At 67.8% G+C, this 14,202-nt stretch carries 11 protein-coding genes; 1 reads left to right on the top strand and 10 read right to left on the bottom strand.

All coding sequences use genetic code 11. From position 1 onward, the window contains the following. Nucleotides 1–6: 6 nt before the first annotated feature. The 3 genes from F464_RS0111305 to F464_RS0111295 all read right to left on the bottom strand — a co-directional run bounded on the left by F464_RS0111305 (nt 7) and on the right by F464_RS0111295 (nt 5,508). Nucleotides 7–3,249, bottom strand: a complete 3,243-nt coding sequence (locus F464_RS0111305) for an efflux RND transporter permease subunit (protein ID WP_018989921.1) — start codon at nt 3,247–3,249, stop codon at nt 7–9. Between the two features lie 25 nt (nt 3,250–3,274). Continuing rightward, nucleotides 3,275–4,522, bottom strand: coding sequence for an efflux RND transporter periplasmic adaptor subunit (locus F464_RS0111300; RefSeq protein ID WP_018989920.1), 1,248 nt, complete (start codon nt 4,520–4,522; stop codon nt 3,275–3,277). Nucleotides 4,523–4,647: 125 nt separating this feature from the next. Then, nucleotides 4,648–5,508, bottom strand: a complete 861-nt coding sequence (locus tag F464_RS0111295) for an alpha/beta hydrolase (protein WP_018989919.1) — start codon at nt 5,506–5,508, stop codon at nt 4,648–4,650. 155 nt (nt 5,509–5,663) lie between these two features. On the opposite strand from F464_RS0111295, the gene F464_RS0111290 reads away from it, so the two are divergent. Further along, entirely contained in the window at nt 5,664–6,578 is a 915-nt protein-coding gene (locus F464_RS0111290; protein WP_018989918.1) for a LysR family transcriptional regulator, read from the top strand. 57 nt (nt 6,579–6,635) lie between these two features. Here F464_RS0111290 and F464_RS0111285 read toward each other — a convergent pair whose 3' ends face one another. The 7 genes from F464_RS0111285 to F464_RS0111255 form a co-directional block, all read right to left on the bottom strand. Continuing rightward, nucleotides 6,636–6,842 carry a hypothetical protein gene (locus F464_RS0111285; protein WP_018989917.1) on the bottom strand — a complete coding sequence of 69 codons (207 nt, stop codon included), beginning with the start codon at nt 6,840–6,842 and terminating at the stop codon, nt 6,636–6,638. Nucleotides 6,843–7,155: 313 nt separating this feature from the next. Continuing rightward, nucleotides 7,156–7,617 (bottom strand): dihydroneopterin aldolase, encoded by a 462-nt coding sequence (gene folB / locus F464_RS0111280; RefSeq protein ID WP_232428892.1) that lies wholly within the window; start codon nt 7,615–7,617, stop codon nt 7,156–7,158. 5 nt (nt 7,618–7,622) lie between these two features. After that, nucleotides 7,623–8,321 carry a sarcosine oxidase subunit gamma gene (locus tag F464_RS28335; protein ID WP_232428890.1) on the bottom strand — a complete coding sequence of 233 codons (699 nt, stop codon included), beginning with the start codon at nt 8,319–8,321 and terminating at the stop codon, nt 7,623–7,625. Beyond that, a complete protein-coding gene (locus F464_RS0111270; protein ID WP_018989914.1) occupies nt 8,314–11,343 on the bottom strand; it encodes a sarcosine oxidase subunit alpha family protein in 3,030 nt (1,009 codons plus the stop codon). The genes F464_RS28335 and F464_RS0111270 overlap by 8 nt, the downstream gene beginning before the upstream one ends. Further along, nucleotides 11,340–11,639: a sarcosine oxidase subunit delta gene (locus F464_RS0111265; RefSeq protein WP_018989913.1), complete on the bottom strand. Its 300-nt coding sequence runs from the start codon at nt 11,637–11,639 to the stop codon at nt 11,340–11,342. The genes F464_RS0111270 and F464_RS0111265 overlap by 4 nt, the downstream gene beginning before the upstream one ends. Nucleotides 11,640–11,653: 14 nt before the next feature. Beyond that, nucleotides 11,654–12,904 (bottom strand): sarcosine oxidase subunit beta family protein, encoded by a 1,251-nt coding sequence (locus F464_RS0111260; protein WP_018989912.1) that lies wholly within the window; start codon nt 12,902–12,904, stop codon nt 11,654–11,656. Nucleotides 12,905–12,921: 17 nt separating this feature from the next. Further along, on the bottom strand, nt 12,922–14,202 hold a 1,281-nt coding region (locus F464_RS0111255), incomplete at its 5' end, for an L-serine ammonia-lyase (protein ID WP_018989911.1).

The raw sequence follows: 14,202 nt of genomic DNA, 5'->3' as shown, positions 1-14,202 counted from the left end.
AACTCCTTATTCGTGATGCGCACGCGGTGCAGCCAGCCCCGTCGCGGTTGCGGCGCCGCCGGTAACGGGCGAAGCGGCGAAGGCTTCGAGGTGCGGGATCTCGCCGTGCAGCTTCAGCGCGCGGTTGCCGGCGAGGCGGCGCAGCAGCACGTAGAACACCGGCGTCAGGAAGAGGCCGAAGGCCGTCACGCCGATCATCCCGGCGAACACCGCCACCCCCATTGCGCTGCGCATCTCGGCGCCGGCGCCGGTCGACAGCACCAGCGGCAGCACGCCCATCACGAAGGCGAGCGAGGTCATCAGGATCGGGCGCAGCCGCAGACGGCTCGCCTCGATCGCCGCCTGTACCGGCGTGCGTCCGGCAAATTCCAGTTCGCGAGCGAACTCGACGATCAGGATCGCGTTCTTCGCCGACAGCCCGACCAGCACGATCAGGCCGATCTGCGTGAAGACGTTGTTGTCGCCGCCCGAGAGCCACACGCCGGTCATCGCGGCGAGGATCCCCATCGGCACGATGAGGATGATCGCGAGCGGCAGCGTCAGGCTTTCGTACTGGGCCGCGAGCACGAGGAAGACCAGCAGGATCGCGAGCGGGAAGACCCATGCCGCCGAGTTGCCGGCGAGGATCTCCTGGTAGGTCAGTTCGGTCCATTCGAAGCCGATGCCCGGCGGCAGCGTTTCGGCCGCGATGCGTTCGACCGCCGCCTTCGCCTGTCCCGACGAGTAGCCGGGCGCGGGTGCGCCGCTGATGTCGGCGGAGAGGAAGCCGTTGTAGCGCATCGCGCGTTCGGGCCCGAAGCTCGTCTGGATGTTCATCAGCGACGACAGCGGCACCATCTCCCCGCCCGGCGCGCGCACCTTCAGCAGACCGACGTCCTCGGCGCGGGCGCGGAAAGGCGCGTCGGCCTGCACGCGCACCGAGTAGGTCCGGCCGAAGCGATTGAAGTCGTTCACGTACAGGCTACCGAGGTAGATCTGCATCGTGTCGAACACGTCGGTGACCGGGATGCCGAGCTGGCGCGCGCGGGTGCGGTCGATGTCGGCGAAGAGCTGCGGCACGTTCACCTGGTAGCTGGAGAACAGCCCCGCAAGTTCCGGCGCTTTCGACGCCTTCGCGAGGAAGGCCTTGGTTGCCGCGTCGAGCGCCTCGTAGCCGAGCGATGCGCGGTCCTCCAACTGTAGCTTGAAGCCCCCCGTCGTCCCGAGCCCCTGCACCGGCGGCGGCGGGAACATCACGATGAAGGCGTCCTCGATGCCGGCGAACTTCTTGTTCAGTTCCATCGCGATCGCCCCGGCGCTGAGTTCCGCCCCCTTGCGCTCGTCGAACGGTTTCAGCGGCGTGAACACGATCCCCGAGTTCGAGCTGTTCGTGAAGCCGTTGATCGACAGGCCGGGAAAGGCGACGGAGTGCTCGACGCCGGGCTGCTGCAACGCGATCTCGCCCATGCGGCGGATCACCGCCTCCGTGCGGTCGAGCGTGGCACCGTCCGGCAGCTGCGCGAAGCCGATCAGGTACTGCTTGTCCTGCGCGGGCACGAAGCCGCCGGGCACCGCCTTGAAGAGCCCCGCCGTCAGGCCGATGAGTGCGAGATAGACGGCCATCATCACCGCCTTGCGCCCGATCGCGCCGCGCACCCCGCCGCCGTAGGCTTCCGCGCCGCGGCGGAAGGTCCGGTTGAAGGCGGCGAAGAAGCGGCCGAAGACCTTGTCCATTCCGCGCGTCAGCGCATCCTTGGGCGCGTCGTGGCCCTTCAGCAGCAGCGCGGACAGCGCCGGCGACAGCGTCAGCGAGTTGATCGCCGAGATCACCGTCGACATCGCGATCGTCAGCGCGAACTGCTTGTAGAACTGCCCGGAGAGGCCGGTGATGAAGGCAAGCGGGACGAACACGGCGATCAGCACCAGCGCGATCGCGATGATCGGGCCGGAGACTTCGCGCATCGCCCGGTACGTTGCCTCGCGCGGTGAGAGCCCCGCCTCGATGTTGCGCTCGACGTTTTCGACGACGACGATCGCGTCATCGACGACGATGCCGATCGCGAGCACCAGCCCGAAGAGGGAGAGCGCGTTGATCGAGAAGCCGAAGAGGTGCATCACCGCAAAGGTGCCGACGATCGACACCGGCACCGCGAGCAGCGGAATGATCGACGCGCGCCAGGTCTGCAGAAAGAGGATCACCACCAGCACCACGAGCGCGACCGCTTCGAGCAGGGTCTTCACGACCGCTTCGATCGATGCGCGCACGAACTGCGTCGGGTCATACACGATCTCGTAGTCGACGCCCTCGGGCATGTGCTGCTTCAACTGCTGCATCGTCTCGCGTACATGGTCGGAAATCTGGATCGCGTTCGAACCTGGCGCCTGGAAGATCGGAATCGCGACCGCATCCTTGTTGTCGAGCAGCGAGCGCAGCGCGTAGTCTGAGGCGCCGAGCTCGATGCGGCCGAGATCGCGCAGACGCGTCACGGCGCCGTCCGCACCGGTGCGCACGATGATGTCGCCGAACTCCTCCTCGCTCTGCAGGCGGCCGCGGGCGTTCACCGAGAGTTGCAGATCGACGCCCGGCAGGCCCGGCGACGCGCCGACGACACCGGCGGCGGCCTGCACGTTCTGCTCGCGGATCGCGCGCACCACGTCGCCCGCCGACAAGCCGCGCGCGGCGACCTTCTGCGGATCCAGCCAGATGCGCATCGAGTAGTCACCGGAGCCGAACAGCTGCACCTGGCCGACGCCGTCGATGCGCGCGAGGCGGTCCTTGACGTTGAGCAGCGCGTAGTTGCGCAGGTAGGTCATGTCGTAGCGGCCGTTGGGCGACAGCAGGTGCACGACCATCGTCAGGTCGGGCGAGCTCTTGACCGTCGTCACGCCGAGCCGGCGCACCTCCTCGGGCAGGCGCGGCTCGGCCTGCGCGACGCGGTTCTGCACCAGCTGCTGCGCCTTGTCGGGATCGGTGCCGAGGCGGAAGGTGACCGTCAGCGTCATCAGGCCGTCGGTGGTCGCCTGGCTGCCCATGTAGAGCATGCCTTCGACGCCGTTGATGGACTCCTCGAGGGGGGTCGCGACCGTCTCGGCGATCACCTTGGGGTTCGCGCCGGGATACTGTGCGCGCACAACGATCGACGGCGGCACGACTTCGGGGTATTCCGACACCGGCAGCACGCGCAGCGCGAGCAGGCCGGCGACGAACATCAGCAGCGACAGCACGCCGGCGAAGATCGGGCGATCGATGAAAAAGCGGGACAGATTCATGATGGTGCTCTCGATTACGGGCGAATCAGGATTGCGGCAAGCCGGCTGCATCCGCGGCGCGGACGGCACGGTCGCTGCGGACCTGCATGCGGCCGTCCATCGCCACCGCCTGCGGCGCGACGAGCGAACCCGGCCGCACGCGCTGCAAGCCATTCACGACGATGCGCTCGCCCGGCTGCAGCCCGGCACTGACGATGCGCAGCCCGTCGGCCGTGCCACCCAGCGTGACTTCGCGGTATGCGGTCTTGTTGTCGGCGTCGACGACCAGCACGAACTTGCGGCTCTGGTCGGTGCCGATCGCGCGCTCGTCGATGAGCACGGCGGGCTCGGCCTTCGGGCGCCCCATCCGCAGCTTCGCGAACTGCCCCGCCATCAGGCTCTCGTCGGCGTTGTCGAACACGGCGCGCACGCGCACCGTCCCGCTGCGGGCGTCGACCTGGTTATCGACGAGTTGGAGGTGGCCCGCGTAGATCCTTTCCTGGCTCATCGTCGTCGCCATCTGCACCGGGATGCTTTCGATCCGCGCCGCCTTGCCGTGGGCATCGCGCAGCGTCTGCAGTGCGCGCGCCACGATTTGCTCGTTGGCGTCGAAGCTCGCGTAGATCGGGCTGACGGACACCAGCGTCGTCAGCACCGGCGCCCCTGGTCCGGCGGCGACGAGATTGCCGACGGTGATTTCGAGCTTGCCGACGCGGCCGGATACGGGCGCCCTCACCTGCGTGTAACCGAGGTTCAGGCGTGCCGATTGCAGCGCGGCCTGCGCTGCGCGCAGCTCGGCGTCTGCCGCGCGACGAGCGTTGGCGCGCTCCTCGAATTCGCGCTCGGCGATCGCGCGCTGCTCCCATAGGCGCTGCGCGCGTTCGTGTTCGCTCGTCGTGAAGGCCACGCGCGACTGCGCGGCCGCGACCTGGGCCACGGCGCGATCCACCTCGGCCGCATAGGGCGCAGGATCGATCGTGACCAGCAAGTCCCCCGCCTTCACGAGCCCGCCTTCGCGGAAATGTACCGCCTGCACGGTGCCGGCGACGCGCGAGCGGATGTCGACGCGCTCGACCGCTTCGAGGCGACCGGAGAACTCGTCCCAGGTCGCGACTTCGCGCTGCTCGACGGTCGCGACGGACACCGGCGTCGCGGACGGGGCACCCGCACTCGGGTTCGCTTCGACCGGCGCCGGGCGCAGGCCGAGGACGGCAGCGGAAATGGCGGTCAGGGTTGTGACGGCCAGGCCGGCGGTCCACAGCCGACGGTGCTTGGAATGGCTCTCTGGGGACATGGCAAACTCCTTTATTGCTTTGTTGATGTGTTCTGAGCTGCGGTCGCAGCGTCGGGGAACGCGAGGCATCCTAAAAGTCCGTAGTCAGGTACGGAGTCAACCCCTTTTTTCGAGGGAAAGATCGTTCAGGCGGGATCGACGGATTCCGGCCTGCCCGCCCTCGCGAGGAAGGTCGTGAAGCGAGTACCCACCTCCTCCGCCCACGGCCTTCCGGGGATCGCAGGCTCTTGCAGGACGGCCGGCCAAGCGGTGGGCGCCGGCAAAACGAATTCGGATACCGGCACACCGGCCTCCCCCAGCCTGCGTGCATAGGCGAGCGTCTCGTCGCGCAGCGGATCATCGTCCGCGGTGACCAGCAGCGCCGGGGCGAGACCTGCCAGGCGCGTCGAGCGCCCGGGTGTCGCATATGGGTGCTCGGCGGCGGCCGGCTCGCGCAGGTATCCACACCAGCCCTTCGCCAAGGGGCAAGCGGCCGGCCCCTGATCGCTGCGGCGAACCGATGCGGTGCCGAGGCAGGGATCGAGCATCGGCGAGAGCAGGATCTGGCCGGCAAGCCGCGGCGCCTGACGATCGCGCGCCATCAGTGCCGTGGCGGCGGCGAGATTGCCGCCCGCCTCCTCGCCGGCGACGAACAGCGCTGCCCCTTGCCCCGCAATCCGGGCGCGCCTGCGCCACGCCCACTGCAGCGCGGCGTAGGCAGCATCGACCGCGACGGGAAACGGGCTCGCAGGTGCCAACGGATAATCGACCGACACCACGACCGCCCCCGCATCGGCCAGCAGACGGGCCACCGTTGCGCCGCTGTCGAGCGAACCGGAAACGAAGGCACCGCCGTGGAAATGCACGACCAGTGCGGCCCCGGCACGACGTTTCCCATAGACACGCACTCCCAGCGGGTGCGGGAGGCCGACGTCGATGCTGCAGTCCTCCGTGGCCGGAAGCCGGTTCGGGTTGGCAAGGCAGCAGGATTGCAGAAAGCGGAACATTTCGTTGGGACCTGCGGTAGGCGCCGACAGCGCTGATGGCCTGAACGATAGTTCCCGCACTTCAATGAATAAATAATCGCTTCGTAGCTTCTTTATTTCCTTTGGTGAATAATCGCGCTGCAGCAATGGCGGCTGGCGGACCGGAGGAGAAACGAATGGACCAATTCCTGGCTTTGCGCGTGTTTGCACGCGTCGTCGAGGCAGGCACCTTCACGAAGGCGGCCGACTCCCTAGGCATGCCGAAGCCGACCGTGACGAAGCTGATCCAGAGCCTGGAAACGCACCTGCGGGTGAAGCTGCTCAACCGCACCACACGGCGCGTCACCGTCACCGCCGACGGCGCGGCCTACTATGAGCGGACGGCGCGGCTACTGACGGAGCTGGAGGAAATCGACTCCAGCCTGTCGAACGCGCAGGCTTCGCCGAAGGGGCGCGTCCGCGTGGACGTCGCCGCGGCGGTCGCCACCCGGATCATCATCCCCGCGCTGCATGGCTTCCACGCCCGCTATCCGGATATCCAGATCGACCTCGGCGCGGGCGACCGTCTCGTGAACCTCATCGCGGACAACGTCGACTGCGTGGTGCGCGCCGGCAACATCACCGACGAATCACTGGTTGCCCGACGCATCGCACAGATCGAATACGTCACGTGTGCCGCACCCGCCTACCTCGCCGAGTACGGCATACCCAGGCACCCGTCCGAACTCGGCGGGCCGCACCACGTCGTCGGCTATTTCTCGGCGGGCACGGGCCGGATCTCGCCCTTCGAATTCGAACGCAAAGGCGAGCGCATCGAGCTGCCGGGCCGGTACGCCCTCGCCGTCAATGACAGCAACGCCTACCTCGCGGCAGCCCTCGCGGGGCTGGGGATCGTGCAACTGCCCCGCTTCATGCTCGATCGCCAACTGATTGAGGGGGAACTGGTACCGGTACTGGAGGACTGGACCTCACCGGGCTTCCCGATCTACATCGTCTATCCCCCGAACCGTCATCTGAGCGCGAAGATCCGGGTCTTCGTCGACTGGGTCGCCGAGCTTTTCGCGTCCTTGAATACAGAGGGGCGGCGCTGACTTCCGTCGGCGCCGCCCCTCGGGAACAGCATTCGATCAGCTCGGGACGAACCCGCGTCAGCGGATTCGCAAGGGCCGTTGCGCGCGCCTGGCGCGGCACTGCCTGCCCTCCGGCTCGTCGCAGCGACTCGCCTGCACGGGATGTGCGAAGGTGGCGCGCGTCTTGATGATGATGTTCCGTGCGTTGGCCTCGATATCCGCGCGAGGATCCGCCGCCGTAATACCTGCCGTTGCCCGCGCTGTTGCTTGTACCGACAACTCCATGGCTATCCTCCTTTGAAGTTGATCTGCCGCGAATGCTTGAATTGCCTGAATGGCTTAAATGCAGGCGCACTGTACCGGCGGCTCTATTGCGAATAAATGCACGAATTTCTGAAACTTTATTTCCATTCGTGAATAATCGCACCCCGAGTACGCGGGAGGCCGTCATAGCCAAACCGCGCCCGCAACAACCATGACTTTGCCATGGTTTTTAGCATTCGATCAACATATTCCAACGTCACGCAATGGAATTGCGCGCGCTCCGACGGCGCGCGCCCGGCATCTCAACGGAGGCCGGGCAATTCAGGTATCGCCGCTATGCAGGTGCGCCTGCAATCGAGGCACGGCGGCGCCGGATCGAAACGCCGACGCTATCGGCAGCATCGAAGATGGCCGGTTTGCTGACGCTGATCGCAACCGAGGAGAGCTCGAAACCTGCGAGCAGCGCGTCGGCGACGTTCTGCGCGAAGGCTTCGAGCAGCACCGCTTGGTTCACCTGCGCGAGGCGGCGCACGGCCGCGAGCACCTGGCCGTAGTCGACCGCGTCACGCAGGTCGTCGCTGGCGCAACAGCGCGCGTGCTGCAGGCCCAGTTCGAGATCGATCACGAGCGGCTGGGGCGCATGGCGCTCGTGTTCGTACACGCCGATCAGCGCCTCGACACGGATGCCGCGCAGGAAGATCGTGTCCTCGCAGGGCTCCACGGGTGCCGCGGCCGGGACGGCGAGCCCCGGCCGTCGCCGCGCCGGCGCGGCAGCTGCGACGCGGTCGAGCTTCATCGCCATCACCTCGCCTCGGCCGCCAGTTCGCGCACCGCAGCGCGACTGGTGGAATGGCTCGCGTCGCCCGCAGCGACGAACACCCCGAACTCCTCCGCCGCATCGAGGATCCAGCGGTACAGGTAATCGGCGAAGCTGCGGCGGATCACGAGTTCCCAGCGCTCTTCATCGACGCGGCGGATGACTGCCGAGCTCTTCGCGAAGACGCTGGAGACGCCCTTGCCGACCGGGAAGGCGCGCGGATGCACGTCGTAGGGGGTGCACTTCATCAAGAGCTCGCGCACCTTCGGGCCCGTGAGCTCCAGCACCGTCTGGCCGCCGCTGGTGTTCATCACCGCGTAGTGACCGGTGAGCTCGCGCCGCAGCGCCGCCTCGGCGTCGAACTCGAGCCCGGCCGGCACGACGATCAGCCACTCGTCGGGCGACATCCACTGCAGGCTCACGCCGCGCGCCTCGTCGCGCGCGACCGGACCGAGCGCGAGCGGCAGCGCCAGACCCAGCACGCGCTCGACACCGGCGCGGAAGGCTTCGTCCTCGGCGCGCCCACGCAGCACGAGATGCCCGAGGAAGGGTTTCTCGCGCACCACCACGCCGGCGTCACGCGCCGACGCGGCGAGCACGACGTTCACGCGCGTCATCGCCAGCGGCGACTCGGACTTCACCGCGCCACGCGGATTCAGGTCCATCTGTGCAATCTCAGACATTTTGGCGTGCTCCTTCTGCATCCAGGAAGACCGGGCTCACGACCTCGGCCGCATGCACCCGGCCGTCGGCCATCGGCAGATAAACGGTTTGCCCGATGCGCTGGCTGCCGCCCTTGACGACCGCGAGCGCGAACGAGTGGCCCAGGTTGGGGCTGTAATAGCTCGACGTGACGTGCCCGACCATGGGCATCGGGATGCGGATCTCCTTCTCGAGCACGATCTGCGCACCCTCGTCGAGCACCAGCTGCGGGTCGAGGGGCTTGAGGCCGACGAGCTGCTTGCGGTCCTCGCGCTTGGTGTCCGGGCGCGTCAGCGCGCGCCGCCCGATCCACGAGAAGGGCTTCTTGTAGCCCACGCACCACTGCATGCCCAGATCCTCGGGCGTCATCGAGCCGTCGGTTTCCTGGCCGACGATGATGAAGCCCTTCTCGGCGCGCAGCACGTGCATGGTCTCGGTGCCGTAGGGCGTCAGGCCGTACTTCTCGCCCTTCTCGAACAGCGCCTTCCACACATGCAGCGCGTGGTTGGCCTGCACGTTGATCTCGTAGGAGAGCTCGCCGGTGAAGGAGATGCGATACACGCGCGCCGGGACGCCCGCGACCGTGCCTTCGCGCATGTCCATGAACTTGAAGTTGTCGCGCGCGAGGTCGATGTCGTCGGTGAGCTCCGCGAGGAGCTTCCGCGCGTTGGGGCCGTTGATCGCCATCGCCGCCCAGTGGTCGGTCACCGAGTTGAAATACACCTCCAGCTCGGGCCACTCGGTCTGGTGCCACAGCTCCATCCAGTCCAGCACCGCCGCGGCGCCGCCGGTCGTCGTGGTCATGTGGAAGTGGTTGTCGCCGATGCACGCGGTCACGCCGTCGTCCATCACCATGCCGTCGTCCTTGCACATGAGGCCATAGCGGCACTTGCCGACGTCGAGCTTGGTCCAGGCGTTGGTGTAGATGCGGTTGAGGAACTCGCGCGCGTCCTTGCCCTGGATCTCGATCTTGCCCAGCGTCGAGGCGTCGAGGATGCCGACGCCTTCGCGCACGGCGCGGCATTCGCGCTGCACCGCCTCGTGCATGGTCTCGTTGCCGCGCGGGAAGTACCACGGACGCATCCACTGGCCCACTTCCTCGAACTTCGCGCCGTGCTCGACGTGCCACGCGTGCAGTGCCGTGAACCGACGCGGGTCGAAGAACTCGCGGCAGTGGCGCCCGGCGATCGCGCCGAAGGTGATCGGCGTGTAGTTCGGGCGGAACACCGTGGTGCCGGTCTGCGGGATGGTCTGCTTCAGGCAGCGCGCGGCGATCGCCATGCCGTTGATGTTGCCGAGCTTGCCCTGGTCGGTGCCGAAGCCCATGCCGGTGTAGCGCTTGACGTGCTCGATCGACTCGAAGCCTTCGCGCGTGGCGAGCTCGATGCCGGCCGCGGTGACGTCGTTCTGCGGATCGACGAACTGCTTCGGGGCGCGCATCGCGGGTTTCACGTGCGGCACCTGGTAGAGCGCCGCGGCCTTGCCTTCGCGCACCTTGGCGACCTTGGGCAGCGCGGGCGCTTCGACCTTGAAGCCGGTGCGCTGGGCCGCGGCCACGCCGGCCGCGGCGCCGTCGGCGAGCGCTTCGGCAATCGCGCTCTTGCCGTGCACGCCGCCCACCGGGGTCATGCCCGGCACCTTGCCGGGCACGAAGCCGAGGATGTCATCGCGCCACTCGGGACGCGCACCGGTGTGCGCCGCCAGATGCACGACGGGGCTGTAGCCGCCCGAGCTCGCGATGGTGTCGCAGGACAAGGTTTCGACGCGACCGGCGACCTTGAAGCCGCCGATGTCGATGCGCGCGACCTGCGCGCCCGTGACACGCTTCTTGCCGTTCGCTTCGATCACCGCGGAGCCGGGGATGATGCGGATGTTGCGCGCACGCGCTTCGTTGACGAGGTCGCCCTCGGGATGCTCGCGGGCATCGACGATCGCGACCACTTCGCGGCCGGCGTCCGCCCAGTCGAGCGCGGCGCGGTAGGCGTGGTCGTTGGCGGTCGACAGCACCAGGCGGCGGCCCGGGACGACGGCGTAGCGGCGGATGTAGGTCGACACCGCACCGGCCACCATGCTGCCCGGCACATCGTTGTTGGCGAAGACGAGCGGACGCTCGTGCGTGCCGGTGGCGAGGATCACCTCGCCGGCGCGCACGCGGTGCATGCGGGCGCGCACCTGGCGGCGGCCGTTGATGCTCGGCGCGAGATCCGCGAGATGCTCGGTGCGGCGCTCGTGCAGCGTCACGAAGTTGTGGTCGTGGTAGCCGTTGGCGGTGGTGCGCGGCAGCACCAGCACTTCGGGCAGGGTCGCGAGCTCGGCGAGCACGCTGGCGACCCACGCGGACGCCGGGCGGCCGTCGACGAGTTCGCGCGCATCGAGCAGCGATCCGCCCATCTCGTCCTGTTCGTCGCACACGATCACGCGTGCGCCGGAACGGCCCGCCGCCAAGGCTGCGGCCAATCCCGCCGGGCCCGCGCCGATCACCAGCACGTCGCAGTGGCGGTTGATGTGATCGTAGATGTCCGGGTCCTTCTCCTTCGGCGTGCGCCCGAGGCCGGCGGCCTTGCGGATGTACTTTTCGTACTTCGGCCACAGCGAGGCCGGTGCCATGAAGGTCTTGTAGTAGAAGCCCGGGGGCATCATGCGCCCGCCGACGCTGCCGATCACGCCCAGCAGGTCGCGGTCGACGTTCGGCCAGCCGTTGGTGCTCGCGGCCACCAGCCCGCCGTAGAGCGCCTGTTGCGTCGCACGCACGTTGGGCACCTGGCCCGCTTCGGTGGCCCCGAGCTGCACGATCGCATTCGGCTCCTCGGCGCCCGCGGCAACGATGCCGCGCGGGCGTGAGTACTTGAAGCTGCGGCCCACGACATCGACGCCGTTGGCGAGCAAGGCGGAGGCGAGCGTGTCGCCGGCGAAGCCCTCAAGGGTCTGGCCGTTGAAGCTGAAGCGCAGCGGGCGGCTGCGGTCGATGCGCCCGCCCGTACCGAGACGATTCTGCTGGCTCATTTGGCCGCTCCTTTGTCAGCGGTGACCGAAGGCTTCTGGCCGACCTTGTAGGTTTCGTGAATCTGGTAGCTCACGGTGTCACGCGTCACGTTGAAGAACTTGCGGCAGCCCGCGGCGTGGTACCACAGCTCGTGGTGCAGGCCGCGCGGGTTCTTGCGGAAGAAGAGGTAGTTGCCCCAGTCTTCGTCGCTCGTGGCTTCCGGTTCCACCGGGCGCGCGATGTGCGCTTCGCCCTTCGGCCGGAACTCTTCCTCTTCGCGGGTTTCCGCGCAGTGCGGGCAGTAGATGTGCAGCATGGGTGCGGCTCCTGTCAGTGCGCGACGCCCGCGGCGCCGTGCTCGTCGATGAGTTTTCCGGAGATGAAGCGGTCGATGGAGAACGGCGCGGCGAGCGGATGCGCCTTGCCCGCGGCCAAGGTCGCCGCAAAGACGTTGCCCGAGCCCGGGGTGGCCTTGAAGCCGCCGGTGCCCCAGCCGCAGTTGAAGAAGAGCCCCCCCACCGGGGTGGCCGAGATGATCGGGCACGCGTCCGGGCAGGTATCGACGATGCCGCCCCACTGGCGGTTCATGCGCACGCGCGAGAAGATCGGGAACATCTCGACGATGGCCTGCAGCGTGTGTTCGATGGTCGCGTAGCTGCCGCGCTGGCCGTAGCCGTTGTAGCCGTCGATGCCCGCGCCGATCACGAGGTCGCCCTTGTCCGACTGGCTCACGTAGCCGTGCACCTTGTTCGACATCACGACGGTGTCGAGGATGGGCTTCATCGGCTCGGACACCAGCGCCTGCAGCGGGTGCGATTCGATCGGCAGCTGGAAGCCCGCCATCTTCGCGAGCACACCGGAGTTGCCGGCAGTCACGACCCCCACCGTGTCGGCGGCGATGAAGCCGCGGTTGGTCTCGACGCCGACGACCTTGTTGCCGTTCTTGCGGATGCCGGTGACTTCGGTCTGCTGCAGCATGTCCACGCCCAGCGCGTCCGCGCCGCGGGCGAAGCCCCAGGCCACCGCATCATGGCGCGCCACGCCGCCGCGCGGCTGCCAGGAGGCGCCCATCACCGGATAGCGCGTGTTCTTCGACAGGTCCATGATCGGCACGATCTCCTGGATCTGCTTGACGTCCAGCACTTCGCCGTCGATGCCGTTGAGGCGGTTGGCATTGACGCGGCGGTGGATGTCGCGCATGTCCTGCAGCGTGTGGCCGAGGTTCATCACGCCGCGCTGGGAGTACATCACGTTGTAGTTCAGATCCTGGGAGAGGCCTTCCCACAGCTTCATCGCGTGCTCGTACAGCCACGCGGCCTCGTCCCACAGGTAGTTCGAGCGCACGATGGTGGTGTTGCGCGCGGTGTTGCCCCCGCCCAGCCAGCCCTTCTCGACCACCGCGACGTTGGTGATGCCGTGTTCCTTGGCGAGGTAATAGGCGGTGGCGAGCCCGTGGCCGCCGCCGCCGACGATCACGATGTCGTATTTCTTCTTCGGCGTCGGGTTGCGCCACGCGCGCTGCCAGTTCTCGTGGTAGGTGAGCGCGTGCTTGACGAGCCCGAATCCCGAGTAATGCTGCATGTCCTATCTCCTCGTCTTCAGCATTCGATGACGTTCACGGCGAGTCCCCCGCGCGACGTCTCCTTGTACTTGTCCTTCATGTCGCGACCGGTGTCGCGCATGGTCTTGATCACCTTGTCGAGCGACACGAAGTGCTTGCCGTCGCCCCTGAGCGCCATGCGCGCGGCGTTGATGGCCTTGATCGAGCCCATCGCGTTGCGCTCGATGCACGGCACCTGCACGAGGCCCCCCACCGGGTCGCAGGTGAGGCCGAGGTTGTGCTCCATGCCGATCTCGGCCGCGTTCTCGACCTGCTCGGGCGTGCCGCCCATGACTTCGGTGAGCGCACCGGCGGCCATCGAGCACGCCACGCCGACTTCGCCCTGGCAGCCGACTTCGGCGCCCGAGATCGAGGCGTTCTCCTTGAAGAGGATGCCGATCGCGGCCGCCGTGGCGAGGAAGCGCACCACGCCGTCCTCGGTCGCGCCGGGGATGAAGCGGTAGTAGTAGTGCAGCACCGCGGGGATGATCCCGGCCGCGCCGTTGGTCGGGGCGGTGACGATGCGCCCGCCCGCGGCGTTCTCTTCATTGACCGCCAGCGCGTAGAGATTCACCCAGTCCATGGTCGTGAGCGGATCGCGCAGGCTCGCTTCGGGCGCGCCCGAGAGCTTGCGGTGCATCTCGGCCGCGCGGCGCTTGACCTTCATGCCGCCCGGCAGCGTGCCTTCGATCTCGCAGCCGCGGCGCACGCAGGCCTGCATCACCTTCCAGATGTGCAAGAGGCCGTTCCTCGTCTCGGCTTCGCTCCTCCACGCCTTCTCGTTCTCCAGCATCAGCTGGCTGACCGAGAGCTCATTCACCGCGCACTGCGTGAGCAGCTGGTCGGCGCTGTGGAAGGGGTACGGCAGCGAGGTGCTGTCCTGGACGATGCGATCCGCCCCCGCGGCTTCTTCATTGACGACGAAGCCGCCGCCGACCGAGTAGTACACCTTGCTCGACAGTTCGCACTCGCCCTCGCCAAAGGCCGTCAGGCGCAGGCCGTTCGGGTGATAGGGCAGCGTCTGGCGGCGCAGGAAGACGAGATCGGTCTTCTCCTCGTAGGGCACGCCATGCAGGCCCAGCAGGGTGAGGCGCCTGGCCCCGCGGATCGCCGCGAGGCGGCTGTCGATGGTGTCGGGGTCGATGAGATCCGGCGCCTCGCCTTCCAGGCCCAGCAGCACCGCCTTGTCGCTGCCGTGGCCCTTGCCGGTGGCACCGAGCGAGCCGTACAGCTCGGCCCGGATACGGCACACGCGCGGCAAGAGCCCGTCGTCCTTGAG

Origin of the sequence: Aromatoleum toluclasticum ATCC 700605, assembly GCF_000378245.1 — a bacterium.
Taxonomy (GTDB): domain Bacteria; phylum Pseudomonadota; class Gammaproteobacteria; order Burkholderiales; family Rhodocyclaceae; genus Aromatoleum; species Aromatoleum toluclasticum.
This window is presented reverse-complemented; position numbering and strand designations above follow the sequence as displayed.

What these genes read in the sequence shown, in the direction of transcription:
- F464_RS0111265 (WP_018989913.1), bottom strand. Translation starts at nt 11,639, where the DNA reads ATGCTGCACATCTACTGCCCGCACTGCGCGGAAACCCGCGAAGAGGAA.
- F464_RS0111260 (WP_018989912.1), bottom strand. Translation starts at nt 12,904, where the DNA reads ATGCAGCATTACTCGGGATTCGGGCTCGTCAAGCACGCGCTCACCTAC.
- F464_RS28335 (WP_232428890.1), bottom strand. Translation starts at nt 8,321, where the DNA reads ATGTCTGAGATTGCACAGATGGACCTGAATCCGCGTGGCGCGGTGAAG.
- F464_RS0111300 (WP_018989920.1), bottom strand. Translation starts at nt 4,522, where the DNA reads ATGTCCCCAGAGAGCCATTCCAAGCACCGTCGGCTGTGGACCGCCGGC.
- F464_RS0111295 (WP_018989919.1), bottom strand. Translation starts at nt 5,508, where the DNA reads ATGTTCCGCTTTCTGCAATCCTGCTGCCTTGCCAACCCGAACCGGCTT.
- folB (WP_232428892.1), bottom strand. Translation starts at nt 7,617, where the DNA reads ATGAAGCTCGACCGCGTCGCAGCTGCCGCGCCGGCGCGGCGACGGCCG.
- F464_RS0111270 (WP_018989914.1), bottom strand. Translation starts at nt 11,343, where the DNA reads ATGAGCCAGCAGAATCGTCTCGGTACGGGCGGGCGCATCGACCGCAGC.
- F464_RS0111285 (WP_018989917.1), bottom strand. Translation starts at nt 6,842, where the DNA reads ATGGAGTTGTCGGTACAAGCAACAGCGCGGGCAACGGCAGGTATTACG.
- F464_RS0111290 (WP_018989918.1), top strand. Translation starts at nt 5,664, where the DNA reads ATGGACCAATTCCTGGCTTTGCGCGTGTTTGCACGCGTCGTCGAGGCA.
- F464_RS0111305 (WP_018989921.1), bottom strand. Translation starts at nt 3,249, where the DNA reads ATGAATCTGTCCCGCTTTTTCATCGATCGCCCGATCTTCGCCGGCGTG.